Consider the following 16,043-nt stretch of genomic DNA (forward strand, 5'->3'; position numbering starts at 1 on the left):
GATGAATCTCAGGTGATTTATCTCACCAGAGACAAAGGCCGGAATCTTCAGCCATGCCTTGGGAAAGACGAGCTTGCAACTTGTGTTTTTAGGGTATTGGTCTGGTGGATTTTCAGGTGATTTTTGCTTGGATTGGAGCCTGTGTGATGTATTGTAGCCGGAGGGTTTTGGATGTGAAGGAGTGTTGTTTTTGTTTTTTGCTTTTTTGGGTGATTAGTTTTTACTTGAAGGGTAAAATTTTGAGGGTCGTAGATGGCTGTGATGGCCGGGTGGTTTTGTGTCGTTTTTTTACGTTTTTGTTTGTAACAACAATGGGGTTTTCGTGGCTATATTTTTTCGATTGTGGTCCTGAAGTCGGTATGTGTGTTGGTAGGATGGGGCTAATCTGTGCTTGATGGATGTGGGATTCTGTTGGAGTGTGGGTTTGAGCTGTTGGGTAATGGGTGGAATTGGTTGGTTGGGTTGGTTGTTTCTGAATCGGGTTGTGTTGAAATGATGGGTGTAGGTGTGTGTGTATGGTATGCAAGCGTTTGTTTTTGGTCCGGGGGCGTGTTGCCCCCGGGCATTGCGTGAGGGATGCGGAGGGCGCCCGCAGGGCGGTGCGGAGCGCAGCGGAGCACGGGAGCGAAGCGCACCCCGGAGCAGCCCGACCCCGCGCGGTAAGGCCACTGTATGGTGGCCGGCGCGCGGGGGCACGCCCTGGTAAAAATCTGGAATTAAAAGGGTTACTCGAGGGTGACCTGGTACTGAAGGAGTATGCGCATGGGGGGACCGAGGAAGGCTGGGCGGATCATGACTTCGCGGTTGAGGAGGTTGTCGATGATGAGGTTGGCCATGGCGCCGGAGGGCCATCGGTAGCCGATGCGCAGGTCGATGAGGAGGTCTCCGCGGTTGAGGCGCTGATGGACGGATTGTACGCCGGGGATGACCTGGTAGAAGACGCGGTCGAGGTTTCGCATGTAGTCGTTGAAGCGGATGGAGATGCCGGCGCGGTAGCCGAGGCGGGTGTGGGTGTATTGGAGGTCGGTTTTGAGGAGGTGGCGATAGCGGTATTTTAGGGTGCCGGTGGAGTCGTCGGTGCTGAGGTCGGAGTATTTGAGGGGCTGGCCGGTGATGTCGTTGAGGATGAAGGGTTGGTCGGGGAAGCGGACGTGTGGGTCGCTGTAGGCGTATCCGGCGAGGAATTGGATTTGATGGTGGGAGTGGCTGTAGAGGCCGGTGGCGGTGAGCTCGAAGCCCTGGATGCGGACGGGGCCGATGTTTACGGATTTGAAGCCGAGCTGGCGCTGGATTTGGGCGAAGCCGCCGGTGGTGTCCCAGCGGGAGAAGGTGAACTCAATCATGTCGTCGAAGTCCATGCGGTAGAGGGCGAATTCGAGTTGCATTTTGAGGTGCTGGCCGGCGGAGAGGAGTTGTTTGAGACCGAGTTCGTAGGTGTTGCCGTATTCGGGATTGAGGCGGGGGTTGGGGAAGATGTTGACAGTGCCTACGTTGGTACGGGTGAAGGCTTCGGCCATGGAGGGGAACCGGAAGCCCTGGCCCCAGGAGGCAAAGAGGTGGGTATAGGGTGCGGCCTGGTAGTTGGCTCCGAAGCGAAATACGGGGCGTGCCTGGGACCGGTTGTCAAGGAGGAAGTGTTCGTAGCGGGTACCGGCGCTGAGGTTGAATCTGCGGAGGCGGTAGTCGGTCTGGATGTAGGCGGCCAGGTTACGGCTGGTGTGCCGGCCTACGAAGAGCTCGCTGTTGCTCACTGCCCAGAGGCCAAAGAGTCCTGTGGTGATTTTCCAACCGGAGTGGGAAAGCCACTGTGTCTGGTACTGCAGGAGATAGGATTGGCTGGCATTGTCGAATACGGTGCTGTCGTCGCGGGATTGATTGTCGATGGCGAGGAGGCGGGCGTTGATCTCGTGGCGGAGGACGCCGGTGGAGCGAAATTGATGGAAGGTGAGCCAGGGGTCGATGTGGTAGGTAAAGCCGGCATTGGTAGTGATGCTGCTGTCCAGGGCGATGAGGGCCTGGTCTTCGCCGTTCCAGATGAGGGGGCTGGCACTACGGCGGTAGGAGATGTTTCCGTTGAGGCCGTAGTGCAGGTGGCGGCTGCGGTTGAAGTGGGTTTTGAAGAAGAGTCGTCCGCGGTTGTCGGGGGAGCGCCATTGGTAGCCTTCGTCCCACTGGCCGAGCGCTGAGATGAGGTAGCCAAACCAGCGGTTGGGGTTGGTGGAGTCGTCGATTTTATTTTGGAGGCTCATTTGCAGTCCGCCGAGGGATTGGAGGCCGGTCCACCAGCGCAGCTCCGGGCGCGGGGCGATGGGATGGCCGCCGGCGAAGAGATTGACCCATGTGCGCTTGTGGTAGTCGCTGCGTGTGCGGACATTGATGACTCCATTAAGGGCGCTGGAGCCGTACAGGGCTGAGGAGGCGCCTTTGATGATTTCCATCTGGTCGAGCGATTCGAAGGGGACGATGGTCCACTGGACCTGGTTGGCGTCGGGGGAGATGAGGGGGAGGTTGTCCAGCAGCAGGAGTACGCGGGTACCGGCTCCGTAACTCCACCCAGAGCCGGAGCGAATGTTGGCCTGGCCGTCGTTGACATTAACGCCGGGCACCTGATTCATGGTTTGCTGTATGTCGGTGGGGTTTTTGTTTTCGACCAGGTTGGGGCGTATGACGGTGAGGGAGACGGTGGTCTCTTCGATGCGCTGCTGGGCTTTGGAGGCGGTAATCACTACATTGGGCAGGGAGTAGGTTTCTTCTCTGAGGGTGATGTGGTACGTGGTGGTTTGCGGGTTCAGGGTGAGCCATTCGGTGCGATAACCGAGCATGCGGATTTCGGCAGATCGGGCTCTGTCGGCGGGGACTTTCAGGGCGATGCGGCCATCGGTATCGGTGATTCCCCCACTGATGGGAGCGGTCTGCTGCTGGTCGAAAATGCGGACGGTAGCGCCGGCCAAAGGTCCCTGTACGTCCCTGATGTAGAGGGTGTAGGTGATTTGCTGCGCGCGTAGCTGTAGGGTGGTCCACAGGAAAATGAAGGAAAGTAGTCTTGCCGGCATGTTAGCAAAATTTTAACAACAAAGATGATGAGAATATTGGTAATGAAAAACAGGATGCAAGTGGCGAAATCGGGTTACCTTTGGTAACGAATGGCTTAAGGATGAAAAAGACGGTTATCTTCCTGGGAACTATGCTGTGGCTATATGGCTGCCGGCCTGAAAAAGCAAAGCCTGAACCCGAGGGGGAGCGGGTGGAGGTAGTATTGGAATTCAGGCATTATTACGATGGGACACCGATGGAGCCGGAGGCTGTTTACACGGGGTCTGATGGCCGAATGGTACGTTTCCGGTATATAAGGCATCTGTTGACGAATATCTGCTTGTTGAACGATAGCGGGGATACTGTACGGCTGGAGGTGGACAGGGTGCTGATCAGAGAGGACAAGGTGTCGTACCGATTGGGCAGTTTGCAGCCTCGGGAGGGAAGGTGGCAGATGATGTTGCTCTATGGAGTGGATTCGGTGACCAATATTACGGTGCAACCTCCGATGGTGATGGATGTGAATGATCCGCTGGCACCTCAGTTTCCGTCGATGTACTGGACCTGGGAGAGTGGTTATCTGTTTAGCAGAATAGAAGCTCAAGCGGATACGAGCAGGCTACCATCGGGACAGCTGAACGGGTTTCTGGATTTTCACCTGGGGAAGACCGGGTGGAGCCGGTGGCTGGGTCCGTTTCCTGTGCGCATGGAGGGGAAGAAATGGCTGCTAACCCTTACCGGAGATTTGTATCCGATGATCACGGAGCTGCAACTACCTGAGGAATTCAGCTGCCATACGTTTGAAAACACTGCGCTGGCCGCAAGAGTGATGCAAGCCATCACGGCGCACATAATGCCGCTGGAAGAGGGCTGAGAAGAACTCAGGACTGCAACGGGATACCGGGTATCGGACGGAATTCTTTCTGCATTTGCTGGTATTGCACAGCGTCCTGAAGGATGAGCAGGCCGGTGTGCATGAGGTTAAGTGTTTGGATACAGTCCGGGTGCAGGTGTTTGATGGAGAGCAGTTCGCGGTGCAGGGCAGAGCATTTCTGTAATGTGGAGTAATAGTCTCCGGCGATGAAACCTTTGTAGAGGATGTCGCGGAAGTGTTCTTTGAGTCGAAGTACTTCATCTGAGTAGTCTGGTGACGGGGCAGTGCCAATGGGTTGACCGACGGCAGACATGTAGGTACGTGCCGGGGACAGATCAGAGAGTTTCATGGCCAGGTAAGTGCTGAACACCAGTGCTTCGGCCAGTGAATTGGAAGCAAGTCTGTTTCTGCCATGGAGGCCGTTTTCGGCGCATTCGCCTATGGCAAAAAGACCGGGAATGGAGGTAGCTGCGGACAGGTCGGTGGCAATGCCTCCGCACTGATAATGGGCAGCAGGGCTTACGGGGATCGGGTCGACTGCCGGATTATATCCTTTGGTCAGCAAGGTCTGGACAATATAAGGAAATTGTTCCCTGAGTAAGGTAACTGGTATAGGACGCAGGTCGAGATAGACATGGTCAAGACCATAAGTGCTCATTTGGCGGTAAATGGCCGAGGAAACGACGTCTCTGGTTGCCAGCTCTGCGTCTGGATGTTCGTGCAACATAAATCGTTGGCCGGTATGATTGAGCAGGTGAGCACCTGCTCCCCGCAGGGCTTCTGAAAGGAGAAATCTCATTCCGGAGCCTTTTTCATACAGTGCGGTGGGGTGGAACTGTACAAAGCGCATGTGCCGGATGTGAGCTCCTGCCTGATGTGCCAAGGCGATGCCATCGCCTGTAGCCTGCGGAGAGTTTGTGGTTTGGGAGAAGGCCTGTCCGGAGCCTCCGGTAGCCAGCACCACAGCCTGCGCGCGCAGTTCAAAAGTCTGCTGCAGCGGATGATGTAAAGCTTTCACTCCTGTGCACTGGTGATGTTCCTGTATCAGTTCGGTGACAAGCAGGCCTCGGAGCCATTGAATGTTGGGCATTTGAATGGCTTTGGAACGCAGCACGCGCATGATTTCCTTTCCGGTTGGGACTGCAGCATGGACAATCCGGTGTGCCGAATGTCCACCCTCACGACCGAGCACGTAACGATTGCCGTTTTTGAGAAATTGCGCTCCCCAGGATTCCAGTCTGGCGATTTCCCCGGTAATTCCATGGACAAGAGCTTCAACGGTAGCCGGGTTGTTGAGATATCCACCCGATTGGAGGGTATCGGATATGTGCAGATCGAAACTGTCGTTTTCAGGATCCAGTACGGCAGCCACTCCCCCTTGGGCGTAGTATGAATTGGAGTTATCTTCTGAGCCTTTGTTGAGTATGGCGATGCGTAGGTCGGGCCTGGACTCAGCTGTTTTGATGGCCGTGGCAAGACCTGCGATGCCTGCTCCTACAATGATGATATCGCTATGCATGTACGGCTGATGAGAGTTCGAGCATTTTTTGGAGGGGTTTTCGGGCTCTGTCCATCAAATCGGAGTCGAGAGTGATTTCAGGTGCTTCATGGAGCAGGCAGGTATAGAGTTTTTGCAAGGTGTTGAGTTTCATATAGGCACATTCGCTACAGGCACAGGAGTTTTCTTCGGCAGTAGGAATGGGGATGAGGGATTTGCCGGGTGCCGATTTCTGCATCATGTGCAGAATGCCAGCTTCTGTGCCTACGATAAATTCAAGGTGTGAACTGTTTTTCACATAATCCAACATGGCCTGGGTGGAGCCAATGAAATCGGCAAGTCTGAGTACTTCTTTGGAAGATTCGGGATGGGCAATGACTTTGGCTTCCGGATGCTCGAGCACAAGTTCGGTGAGTTTTTCCAGTGAAAAAGCTTCGTGGACGGTGCATACACCGTCCCAAAGAATCATCTGTCGACCGGTTTTTTCCATCAGATAGCGACCCAGATTTTTGTCCGGGGCGAATATGATGGGTTTGTCGGTTGGAATGGATTGAATGATTTTAAGTGCATTGGATGAAGTGACGATGATGTCGCTCAATGCTTTGACATGTGCACTGCAATTGATGTAGCTGACCACATAGTGGTCCGGGTATTGGCTTATAAAGGATTCAAAGTCACCCGGGGGACAACTCTCAGCAAGCGAGCAGGATGCATTTAGGTCAGGCAGGAGTACTTTTTTTTCCGGATTGAGAATTTTTGCAGTTTCGGCCATAAAGTGGACTCCGGCAAACACGATGATGTCGCAATCGGCCTTTGAAGCTTGCTGTGCAAGGGCAAGGCTGTCGCCTACGCAATCGGCTATGTCCTGAATTGCAGCTTCCTGGTAGTAGTGAGCCAGCACAATGGCATTTTTGTCTTTTTTGAGTTGTCGAATCTTTTCTGCGAGATGTCTCTTCATGAGAATGTATTGATTTTCAAAAAGATGGGTTCAGGATACGTTTTTTATACAGATGCGGCTAATTACCGAATTTTTAAGTGCTTAACACATTGATAAAAGTCAAATTTGCGAATTTCCGTATCCAACATTTCAGGGGTACCCATGAAATGGTTTAAATGGATTCAACCCATAGCAGTGGTTGATTGCGGTGACTTTTTATGAATTTTTACAAAAAATATGTGAATGTGATTGATAAAAAGAGGATTGATTTAAAAGTTATGAATATTTTTAAGGTAGCCGTCGGATGTTAAATTTAAATGGTTACATTTGTTTCGAGTTTAAAGCAATCCAAATGAATCCAAAGGATAAAGCCAGGAGAAGTATATACGGTCGATTCAGGCGAAAAAGACCGATCCATCCTGAGGGAGAGTCGAAAGAAAATGAGACTGTTGAGAAAATTTTTGTGATCAGCCTGATCGTGATCATACTGGTGATCGCCTATTTTTTGAGCAGATAGCTGGTCGTTCTTTTCTTTGCAAATCCCCAGAGGAGGAAGTTTTGAATTCCCAGATTCCAGGTTTGCTGATTGTGTTCTCCGTTTTCAATTTCGAGGTAGTGAATGTCGTAGTAGGGTTTGTATCCAGTGCAAATAAGCTGGGCGATTAAGTCGAGTTGGTCATCGATTACGTCAATGATCCCGTTGTTGTTTCTGTCCTCCAATTCTTCTTTAGTACCGGCCATAAACCAGAAGCGCAAGCCCTTTCTGAAGCCTTTCTTTTTGACCATTCGATGGACGATGCGATCGCGTCGTTCATCGAAACTGCGAAAGAACGCTTTTTTTCTCCACCAAAAGGAACCGCTGAAGCAGCCTGCAAGGCCAAAGGTATCCGGATTTTGGTAAACCAGGTCAAAAGCGGACAGAGCGCCCATGGAAAATCCCATGACTGCCCTTCTGGATTTATCCGAAGTTATTTCAAACTGCTCATAGACCCTTGGAAGAAGTTCGCCAATTATAAATTTATGGTACAGAGCTGCACCTTTACCGCGATTGAGGTAGTCAGCACTGTAGAGTGTTCCATATTCATGCAGTCTGTCGGCTGCGTGGATGGCCACCGTAAGTGGTGCACATTTGGGATGAAGGTTGTAAAAACGTTCGAGTTCCCGTTTTAGATGCAATTTTTCAGCATCTTGTCCATCGTTCATGAGAAGCAGTCCCAGAGATTCCCTGGATTCCGGGACGTAAAAATCCAATTGTACATCTCTCTGTAAATGTTTAGAAGTAACTTGTATCGAATGAGTGGTATAATAATCTTTGGATTGGATTTTAATCATTTTACAGCACTTTTAACGCATAAAGCTACAAATAAAGGGAACTTTGCACCAAAATTAAATTGATGCAAATAGCTTTCGATGAGTTTTTAAAAGTCGATGATATAGAGTTCTTTACCGATACCATAGCAAGATATCTCAGGCTCTCACCTGCTATGGAGGAGCTGCTGATACTGCTTGTGGATTTTCTACTGCTGTTGCTGATTACATCATTGGCCTATGTGGTCAGCAAGCGAGTTTTGCTAAACCTGCTTCACAGGGTAGTAAAGAAGACAGATACCCAATTTGACGACCTACTTCTGGAGAAAAAGGTCTTTGATGGATTGGCCAATTTACTTCCGGCAGCAATCGCCTACTATTCACTCCCATTGCTGCTGAGAAATTTTCCCTTTTTGACCAGATTAACGGAGATCGCAATACTGGTTTTTGTTACCATTGTGCTGATTGGGGTCATCAATAAATTTCTGAGAGCCCTTGAGGTCTATTTCAATGGAATTGAAAAGTACAAAGACAAACCAGTAAAAAGTTACCTTCAGGTAGTAAACATTATCAACTACATTGGCGGGGGGATATTTCTGATAGCCCTTATTACCGGGTCGGAGCCGGGAAGCATTTTTCTCAAGCTTGGCGCCCTTACGGCTGTTTTGCTTTTGGTGTTTAAAGACACCATATTGGGACTTGTAGCCTCTATACAGATATCCGCCAATGAGCTGCTGAGAATAGGCGACTGGGTAAGTGTGGATAAATATGGAGCTGATGGTGAAGTCATCGAAATCAATCTGACGACAGTAAAAATCCGCAACTGGGATAAGACCATTACCACAGTGCCTACTTATGCATTTATTGCCGATAGTTTCAAAAACTGGCGCGGTATGCAAAGTGCCGGAGTTCGTCGGATCAAGCGTTCGCTCTTCATAAATGTAAATACAGTGAAAATCTGCGATGAAGAGATGCTGGACCGTTTCAGCCGCTATCAACTGATCGCTCCCTACATCGCTTCAAAAAAAGCGGAAATCCACCAATATAATGAAGAACGCCACATCGATACCTCAGAAAAAATCAATGGAAGACAATTGACCAATCTGGGAATCTTCAGGCAGTATGCTATGGAATACATACGTAGCAAACCTGATATAGCTGCTGAAGAGCCAATAATAGCTCGCCATCTTCAACCCACTGAGCATGGACTTCCATTGGAGATATATTGTTTCAGTCGTCTCACCACTCTGACTGAGTATGAAGGATTGCAGGCGGATATATTTGACCATCTGATAGCTGTAGTTAAGTATTTCGATCTCGAGTTGTTTCAAAATCCTTCAGGAGCTGACTTTCGCGCACTGAGAAATTACTGAACGAAGTCAATTTCTGTCGTATCCATCGAGGCAGAAGAGAAAAAGGAAAGAAACCGATATTGAACCTTCTGATTGGATAGCCCTTATTTAGGCTAAGCTTTTTAAATATTTTGGTGTGACAAGTTTAAAAAGCAGATATATGCTTTTACTTTGTCACATTTGTATGAAGAAAATTTGCCTGGCGACGTTGCTGCTATTGTGGATAAGTGCATCCAAAGCCCAACAATGGCTTGAGTGGTTTGGCTTTCGCTCCCTTAACGACACGGTATCTACAGAAAAGACAGGTTTTGCGTTGATTCCTTTGCTTTATTACACACCCGATACCCGATTTGCCTTTGGTGCTGCGGGAGTCTATTATTTTTCACTGAAGGCAAAACGTCCCGATCAGAGAGATGCAAGGCTTTCGTACGTTCAATTTCTGGCAGATTATACGCAAAACAATCAACTCGATATTTGGGGCTTGTGGAATATTTTCACGCGAAACGAAGATTATTTGATTAAGGGAGAGCTTCGATACCGCAACTTTCCGGACAGATTTTACGGCATTGGAAATGCCACAGGAAGAGACCAGGTGGAATATTATTCCTATGATTTAAAGTCATTTAAGTATTTGATGCTGAAAAGACTGACAAAAGAGATGTTTCTTGGGTTCGACTTTATGATTTCAAATGAATACAATTTCAGAATAAAAGAAGGAGGCATACTGGATTTAGGCAACATTACAGGCAACCGCGGTGGGGTGACCAGTGGGATAGGAGGCGTGGTGACATTTGACAGCAGAGACAATATCGTAAACCCTTATTCAGGGCATTTTTTCGAGATTTCGACGTATTATTTTCACCCTAATATCGGGAGTTCCTTTTACTTTTTCAATTTTAACATCAACTATCAAACATACTGGGAAACTAAGCCAAAAAATATACTAGCTTTTCAGATAGTAGGCAGATTTAATACAAATGGGGTTCCCATGCTTGATATGGCCACGGCCGGTGGCGATGAAATACTTAGAGGATATGCACGAAATCGATTTCGCGATATCAACTTTGCAGGGACTCAATTGGAATATCGCTTTCCGCTCTTCTGGCGGCTTGGATTGGTCGGCTTTGCTGGAGTAGGCGATGTCTTCAACTCCACCGCAGACCTTTCGATTCAACGTCTTAAATATTCATTCGGCACAGGACTGAGATTTGCCATCAACCCTGCTGAGAGACTAAACCTCCGTTTTGATGTAGGCATCGGCAGAGAGGGAGCTCAATATTATCTGATGGTTACCGAAGCTTTTTAACACTGGGATGAATACACAACCACCGATTGATATACTCAATCAGCTACTTAAATCGAAATCTGATCCCGCCACAAAAAGTTGGATGGAGGCATATATGCGCCATCAATTTCCATTTTTTGGTGTATATGCACCTGAAAGAAAATCCATTTTTATCAGATGGTACAAAGAAGAGGTCGTACAGCTTTCAAATGCTGAAATTGAAGACTTGATCCTTCAGTTGTATGCAAAAGAGGAGCGGGAGTTTCACTACATTGCAGCAGAGCTATTTTACAAGCAGTTAAAAACAATAGAATGCGATGGAATAGAACATATTTTAAACCATCTTATCACCCGGAAATCATGGTGGGATACTGTAGATTTTTTAGCTGTATCAGCAGCCGGAAAATGGCTAAAAAGCGATTCGGAATTGCAATATGAAATGGTGAATAAATGGATAGAAAGCAGGAATATTTGGTTGATACGAACAGCGATTATTTTTCAATTGAAATACAAGAAAAATACTGATGTAAAATTGCTTAAAAATACCATACTGAGTGCAGTGAACTACAAAGATTTTTTTGTGCAAAAAGCCATTGGGTGGGCGCTAAGGGAATATTCGAAAACCGATCCTGTATTTACCTGTCATTTTGTTGAAAACTTCGGTAGATTGATGTCTTCTTTAGCTGTGAGAGAGTCCTTAAAATATTTGAAAAAGAAAGGAATTCGGATATGAATTACTGTTCGGAGTGTGGGTCTGAAAATCTGAAAATCAAAGTGCCCGATGGTGATCATTTTGAGCGCATCTGCTGTGAAGACTGTGGAAGGATTCATTATCAGAATCCCAATATGATAGTAGGTACATTATCGGTTTGGGACGATAAAATCCTCCTGGCAAAAAGAGCCATCGAACCGCGAAAGGATTTGTGGAATTTACCTTGTGGATTTCTTGAAAACGGAGAGACCGTAGAGGAAGGAGCCATGCGGGAGACTTTTGAAGAAACGGGCGCGAAAGTAAGACTTCTGAGGCTGCACACAGTCTATAATCTTCCTCATGCCCGGCAAGTATATCTGATTTTTCTGGCAGAAATGTTGCAGGAATCCGTGCGAATCACTCCTGAGAGCAGCATGGTATCGCTCTTTGACAAAGAAAAAATTCCATGGGATCAGCTGGCTTTTTCTTCTACGTACTTTGCACTGAAAAAATATTTTGAAAACCCCGACTATCAAGGAGTTCATTTTGGTGTTTACAGACCAAAAGTCTGATATGGCTTAAGGCAACTTTAGGATATAGTTGCGATTCTTTCATCGTATTTTTGCCAGGTTTTTTTTGACATGAAAATTATAGAAACCGGAATTGAAGGCTTGTTTGTCATCGAACCAAAAGTGTTTGCTGATGCCAGAGGTCATTTCTTTGAGTCTTACAATAAGGAAAAATTTTATCAAATAGGCATCACCTTCGAATTTGTGCAAGACAATCAAAGTTTGTCAAACGCGGGAGTTGTCAGAGGGCTTCACTTCCAAAGGCCGCCACACGCCCAAGGCAAGCTGGTACGCGTGGTAAAGGGCGCTGTACTCGATGTAGCTGTGGACATCCGAAAAGGCTCCCCAACCTATGGAAAATTTTTTGCCCACGAGCTCACGGAAGAAAATTTTAATATTATGTGGATTCCGCCGGGTTTTGCTCATGGTTTTAAGACTTTGAGAGACCATACCTTGTTTCAATACAAGTGCACAGATACCTATCATCCGGAAAGTGAGGGGGCTATCCGGTGGAATGATCCACAAATTGGAATTGACTGGGGGTTAGAAAATCCAATCTTATCTGCCAAGGATCAGATCGCTCCGCTTTTTAAAGATTTTGAGAGTCCTTTTGTCTATGGCGAAAATTGTTAAATTATCCAAATACGTAAAAATTACAGTCGTCACCTTGTTGATTATGGCTGTGGGAAAGGTGCTGATGTATGCGTATAGCGAATATGAGTCAGACCATGAATTTTTTAAAAAATTCAATGAAAAATACAATGTCTTTGCTCTTCTGATGCCGGATGATGTAAAATTTGCCGATGAGGAAGTTCCATTTGATGATCCTGAAATCCTGGAACGCTTCGATAGAGAATTGCTGTCCAACACCTACTTTCAGTCGCAGAGTCTGCTGTATTTTAAAAGAGCTAACAGGTATTTCCCCAGTATTGAAAGGATACTTGATAAATACAATCTACCGGATGATATAAAGTTTATCGCATTGATAGAGAGTGGATTGACAAATGCAGTAAGTCCGGCAGGAGCAGCCGGGCCCTGGCAGCTGATGAAAGAGACAGCCATAAAATACGGACTGGAAGTAAACGATGAAATAGACGAACGATATCACCTGGAAAAATCTACAGAAGCTGCTTGTAAATATCTGTTGGATGCCAAAAAGATGTTTGGCTCCTGGACATTGGCCGCTGCAGCTTACAATATGGGTCAGGGAGGAATTGCCCGTCAGCTGAGCCGGCAAAAAGTTTCCAATTACTTTGACCTGCAGCTCAATCAGGAGACTTCCCGATATGTATTTCGCATCCTGGCAGTCAAGGAGATTTACAACAATCCCAGAAAATATGGATTCAACTTCAGAAAAAAAGATTTGTATCAGCCTATCCCTGTCAATTATGTCACTGTGGATAGCACTGTGAATAGCTGGGTTGATTTTGCTGAGCACTACGGAATTACCTACAAAATTTTGCGCTACCACAACCCCTGGATAAGGGACCTGAAACTCACCAATCCCAATGGAAAAAAATACAGGATAGCCATTCCAAAAAAGGGATATTACCACATCATGTCCGACATTAAGGGAGTAGTACCCGATTTCAATGATGAAATGGAAAACTCAACAGAGCATTCCACTGTTGAGTAATTCTTGTATAAAAGGTGATGGCATGTTGGAACAGGAAGTAATCCAGGTAGAGGGAGCCAGAGTTCACAACCTCAAAAATGTACACCTCTCCATACCCAGAGACGCACTAGTAGTCTTTACGGGTTTGTCGGGCAGTGGGAAATCATCACTGGCTTTTGATACGATTTATGCGGAGGGTCAGAGGCGGTTTATCGAGACTTTCAGTGCGTATGCCAGGCAGTTTCTCGGCAATCTGGAGCGACCCGATGTAGACCACATCAGTGGATTGAGCCCGGTAATAAGTATAGAGCAAAAAACTACAAACAAAAACCCGCGGTCTACCGTGGGTACGGTCACTGAGATATACGACTTTTTGAGACTTCTGTATGCCAAGGTATCGGAGGCGTATTCACCGGTTACGGGTGAAAAAATGATTAGCTATACCCCTGATGACATACTTCAGCAGATCCTGCAACAGTACACTGGCAAGGGTATTTACATCATGGCACCTGTGGTCAGGTCGCGAAAAGGTCACTACCGTGAGCTTTTCGAACAAATAGCGCGAATGGGATTCGTCAGGGCTAGGGTAGACGGCGAAATTCGGGAGATTACCCGAGGAATGAAGGTGGACCGATACAAAACACACGACATAGAGATCGTGGTAGACAAACTTCCTGTGTCGGAAAAATCGGCTGCCAGATTGAAAGAGAGCATCGATATCGCTTTGTATCATGGTGATGGAGTACTCATGTTGTCAGAAGTCAATGATGAACAAAAAATAAGGTATTTCAGCAGGCACATGATGTGTCCGGTATCCGGGGTATCTCTACCAATACCAGAGCCCAATACATTCTCTTTCAACAGCCCAAAGGGCAGCTGTCCGGTATGTCATGGACTAGGCAAGTTAAAAGTGGCGAATCTGGAAAAAATAATTCCCAACCCAAAAATTTCTATAAAAAACGGGGGTATAGAACCCCTTGGTAAGGCCACACAATCCTGGATTTTCGGACAATTGGAAATCATAGCCGATTTATATAATTTTTCACTAAGCGATCCGATAGAAGAAATCCCAAAAGAGGCTTTAGATACCATATTGTATGGACCCGATGAAGTGCTCGAAGCTCATAACAAAGTAATGGGCATAAGCCGGAGAATTCACAAGACCTTTCAGGGAATCATTAATTTTTTGGAAACATCAGCACAGGACGACAAAAGTGCTCAGATCAGACGTTGGGCCGAAGAGTATTTAAAAGAATCAGTTTGCACGGAATGTGGTGGGAGCAGACTCAGAAAGGAATCACTTCTCTTTAAAATCAATGAAAAAACTATTGGAGAGGTTGCCAATATGGCACTTGCCGATGCGTTTGACTGGATACTCCGGGCCGAGGAAAATTTCACTGACAAACAGAAAAAGATTGCAGCTGAAATCATAAAAGAAATAAAAGACAGAATCCACTTTTTGCTGAATGTAGGCCTGGGATATCTAACTCTCAACAGGCCAACCGCATCCCTGTCCGGGGGAGAATCCCAGCGTATTCGACTGGCTACTCAGATTGGTTCCCAATTGGTTGGAGTACTTTACATACTGGATGAACCCTCTATAGGCTTGCACCAGCGGGACAATCGGAAATTGATTGAAAGCATGAAAAACCTGAGAGACCTGGGCAATACAGTACTGGTGGTAGAGCACGACAGAGAAATGATCGAGTCAGCAGATTACATTGTGGATATAGGCCCTGGAGCCGGAAAGCACGGTGGGAAAATCGTATTCGCCGGAACTTATGAACAACTGCTGAAGTCAAATACCAACACAGCACAATATCTGAACAACGAAAAGCTCATCCCCATCCCGGCAATACGGAGAGCTGGTAACGGAAAATACCTGACTCTTAAAGGAGCAACCGGCAACAACTTAAAAAATGTAACACTTAAAATACCGCTCGGCACTTTCATCAGCGTGACCGGCGTAAGCGGTTCAGGAAAATCAAGCTTAATTACAGAGACCCTATATCCGATCCTCAGCAGGCATTTTTATCGTTCATATGCCGAACCACTCCCGTACAAATCCATTTCGGGCATAGAACATATCGATAAAGTAATCGATGTGGACCAAAGCCCAATTGGCCGTACTCCTCGCTCCAATCCAGCCACTTATACCAATGTTTGGACCGAAATCAGAGCATTGTTTGCTCAGCTCCCAGAATCTCAGATACGTGGCTATAAGCCCGGAAGATTTTCATTCAATGTAAAAGGCGGGCGCTGTGAAACGTGCGAAGGAGCAGGCGTCAAAACCATTGAAATGAATTTCCTGCCCGATGTATATGTGTTGTGCGAAACCTGTCAGGGCAAGCGTTTTAATCGTGAAACACTTGAAGTCCGATACAAAGGAAAGTCCATATCCGATGTGTTGGATATGACCGTAGAACAAGCCTTGCAGTTTTTTGAACACATTCCCCGAATTTACTCAAAACTTAAAGCCCTGGCTGATGTTGGGCTGGGCTATTTGAGCCTGGGCCAGCCCTCTACTACGCTTTCCGGGGGTGAAGCTCAGCGGGTAAAGCTTGCCACGGAACTTTCGCGACGCGACACAGGAAACACTCTCTACATCCTCGATGAACCTACCACCGGTCTGCACTTTGACGATGTAAAAATGCTCATCGACGTACTGCAGCGCCTGGTGAACAAAGGCAATACCGTGTTGGTCATCGAGCACAATCTCGATGTGATTAAAGCAGCAGATTACATTGTGGATATAGGCCCCGAAGGAGGTGATGCCGGAGGGTTTATCGTAGCTGAAGGCACCCCCGAAGAAGTAGCAAAAAGCAAAAAAAGTGTCACCGCTCCCTATATTGCGATGGAATTAAAACGATTAAAATCATAA

At 47.2% G+C, this 16,043-nt stretch carries 13 protein-coding genes; 9 read left to right on the forward strand and 4 right to left on the reverse strand.

The window, feature by feature from the left end:
* Positions 1-725: 725 nt before the first annotated feature.
* A complete protein-coding gene (locus DES35_RS02180) occupies positions 726-3,053 on the reverse strand; it encodes a TonB-dependent receptor (RefSeq protein ID WP_114365675.1) in 2,328 nt (775 codons plus the stop codon).
* A 101-nt stretch (positions 3,054-3,154) separates the two neighbouring features.
* Between DES35_RS02180 and DES35_RS02185 the strand changes: the two genes are divergently transcribed.
* Complete coding sequence (locus DES35_RS02185) at positions 3,155-3,907, forward strand: MbnP family protein (protein WP_114365676.1); 753 nt, start codon at positions 3,155-3,157, stop codon at positions 3,905-3,907.
* A 7-nt stretch (positions 3,908-3,914) separates the two neighbouring features.
* Here DES35_RS02185 and DES35_RS02190 read toward each other — a convergent pair whose 3' ends face one another.
* Positions 3,915-5,426 (reverse strand): L-aspartate oxidase, encoded by a 1,512-nt coding sequence (locus DES35_RS02190; RefSeq protein WP_114365677.1) that lies wholly within the window; start codon positions 5,424-5,426, stop codon positions 3,915-3,917.
* Positions 5,419-6,363 carry a quinolinate synthase NadA gene (gene nadA, locus DES35_RS02195; RefSeq protein ID WP_037360063.1) on the reverse strand — a complete coding sequence of 315 codons (945 nt, stop codon included), beginning with the start codon at positions 6,361-6,363 and terminating at the stop codon, positions 5,419-5,421. The genes DES35_RS02190 and nadA overlap by 8 nt, the downstream gene beginning before the upstream one ends.
* A gap of 331 nt (positions 6,364-6,694) precedes the next feature.
* Between nadA and DES35_RS11485 the strand changes: the two genes are divergently transcribed.
* Entirely contained in the window at positions 6,695-6,859 is a 165-nt protein-coding gene (locus DES35_RS11485) for a hypothetical protein (protein ID WP_160171999.1), read from the forward strand.
* On the opposite strand, the gene DES35_RS02200 is transcribed toward DES35_RS11485, so the two are convergent.
* On the reverse strand, positions 6,841-7,674 hold the full coding sequence (locus DES35_RS02200) for an alpha/beta hydrolase (RefSeq protein WP_114365678.1): 834 nt from the start codon (positions 7,672-7,674) through the stop codon (positions 6,841-6,843). The two genes, DES35_RS11485 and DES35_RS02200, sit on opposite strands and share 19 nt — an antisense overlap.
* A gap of 62 nt (positions 7,675-7,736) precedes the next feature.
* Here DES35_RS02200 and DES35_RS02205 point away from each other — a divergent pair, with 62 nt between their 5' ends.
* The 7 genes from DES35_RS02205 to uvrA all read left to right on the forward strand — a co-directional run bounded on the left by DES35_RS02205 (position 7,737) and on the right by uvrA (position 16,043).
* The gene (locus DES35_RS02205; protein ID WP_084180207.1) at positions 7,737-9,023 is read left to right on the forward strand and encodes a mechanosensitive ion channel family protein; all 1,287 of its coding nucleotides are present in this window, start codon (positions 7,737-7,739) and stop codon (positions 9,021-9,023) included.
* A 163-nt stretch (positions 9,024-9,186) separates the two neighbouring features.
* Positions 9,187-10,308: a BamA/TamA family outer membrane protein gene (locus DES35_RS02210; RefSeq protein WP_037360065.1), complete on the forward strand. Its 1,122-nt coding sequence runs from the start codon at positions 9,187-9,189 to the stop codon at positions 10,306-10,308.
* A gap of 7 nt (positions 10,309-10,315) precedes the next feature.
* The gene (locus DES35_RS02215) at positions 10,316-11,020 is read left to right on the forward strand and encodes a DNA alkylation repair protein (protein WP_114365679.1); all 705 of its coding nucleotides are present in this window, start codon (positions 10,316-10,318) and stop codon (positions 11,018-11,020) included.
* Positions 11,017-11,550, forward strand: a complete 534-nt coding sequence (locus DES35_RS02220) for an NUDIX hydrolase (RefSeq protein WP_037360067.1) — start codon at positions 11,017-11,019, stop codon at positions 11,548-11,550. The genes DES35_RS02215 and DES35_RS02220 overlap by 4 nt, the downstream gene beginning before the upstream one ends.
* 69 nt (positions 11,551-11,619) lie before the next feature.
* A complete protein-coding gene (rfbC, locus tag DES35_RS02225) occupies positions 11,620-12,180 on the forward strand; it encodes a dTDP-4-dehydrorhamnose 3,5-epimerase (protein ID WP_114365680.1) in 561 nt (186 codons plus the stop codon).
* A complete protein-coding gene (locus DES35_RS02230) occupies positions 12,164-13,183 on the forward strand; it encodes a lytic transglycosylase domain-containing protein (RefSeq protein ID WP_170125672.1) in 1,020 nt (339 codons plus the stop codon). Before rfbC ends, DES35_RS02230 begins: the two co-directional genes overlap by 17 nt.
* A gap of 22 nt (positions 13,184-13,205) precedes the next feature.
* Positions 13,206-16,043, forward strand: a complete 2,838-nt coding sequence (uvrA, locus tag DES35_RS02235; RefSeq protein ID WP_114365681.1) for an excinuclease ABC subunit UvrA — start codon at positions 13,206-13,208, stop codon at positions 16,041-16,043.

Origin of the sequence: Schleiferia thermophila (genome assembly GCF_003337435.1) — a bacterium.
In the GTDB taxonomy this organism is placed as follows: domain Bacteria; phylum Bacteroidota; class Bacteroidia; order Flavobacteriales; family Schleiferiaceae; genus Schleiferia; species Schleiferia thermophila.

Excerpts from the sequence above, each read along its gene's own strand:
- DES35_RS02180 (WP_114365675.1), bottom strand. The coding sequence starts at position 3,053 with ATGCCGGCAAGACTACTTTCCTTCATTTTCCTGTGGACCACCCTACAG.
- DES35_RS02185 (WP_114365676.1), top strand. The coding sequence starts at position 3,155 with ATGAAAAAGACGGTTATCTTCCTGGGAACTATGCTGTGGCTATATGGC.
- DES35_RS02190 (WP_114365677.1), bottom strand. The coding sequence starts at position 5,426 with ATGCATAGCGATATCATCATTGTAGGAGCAGGCATCGCAGGTCTTGCC.
- nadA (WP_037360063.1), bottom strand. The coding sequence starts at position 6,363 with ATGAAGAGACATCTCGCAGAAAAGATTCGACAACTCAAAAAAGACAAA.
- DES35_RS11485 (WP_160171999.1), top strand. The coding sequence starts at position 6,695 with ATGAATCCAAAGGATAAAGCCAGGAGAAGTATATACGGTCGATTCAGG.
- DES35_RS02200 (WP_114365678.1), bottom strand. The coding sequence starts at position 7,674 with ATGATTAAAATCCAATCCAAAGATTATTATACCACTCATTCGATACAA.
- DES35_RS02205 (WP_084180207.1), top strand. The coding sequence starts at position 7,737 with ATGCAAATAGCTTTCGATGAGTTTTTAAAAGTCGATGATATAGAGTTC.
- DES35_RS02210 (WP_037360065.1), top strand. The coding sequence starts at position 9,187 with ATGAAGAAAATTTGCCTGGCGACGTTGCTGCTATTGTGGATAAGTGCA.
- DES35_RS02215 (WP_114365679.1), top strand. The coding sequence starts at position 10,316 with ATGAATACACAACCACCGATTGATATACTCAATCAGCTACTTAAATCG.
- DES35_RS02220 (WP_037360067.1), top strand. The coding sequence starts at position 11,017 with ATGAATTACTGTTCGGAGTGTGGGTCTGAAAATCTGAAAATCAAAGTG.
- rfbC (WP_114365680.1), top strand. The coding sequence starts at position 11,620 with ATGAAAATTATAGAAACCGGAATTGAAGGCTTGTTTGTCATCGAACCA.
- DES35_RS02230 (WP_170125672.1), top strand. The coding sequence starts at position 12,164 with ATGGCGAAAATTGTTAAATTATCCAAATACGTAAAAATTACAGTCGTC.
- uvrA (WP_114365681.1), top strand. The coding sequence starts at position 13,206 with ATGTTGGAACAGGAAGTAATCCAGGTAGAGGGAGCCAGAGTTCACAAC.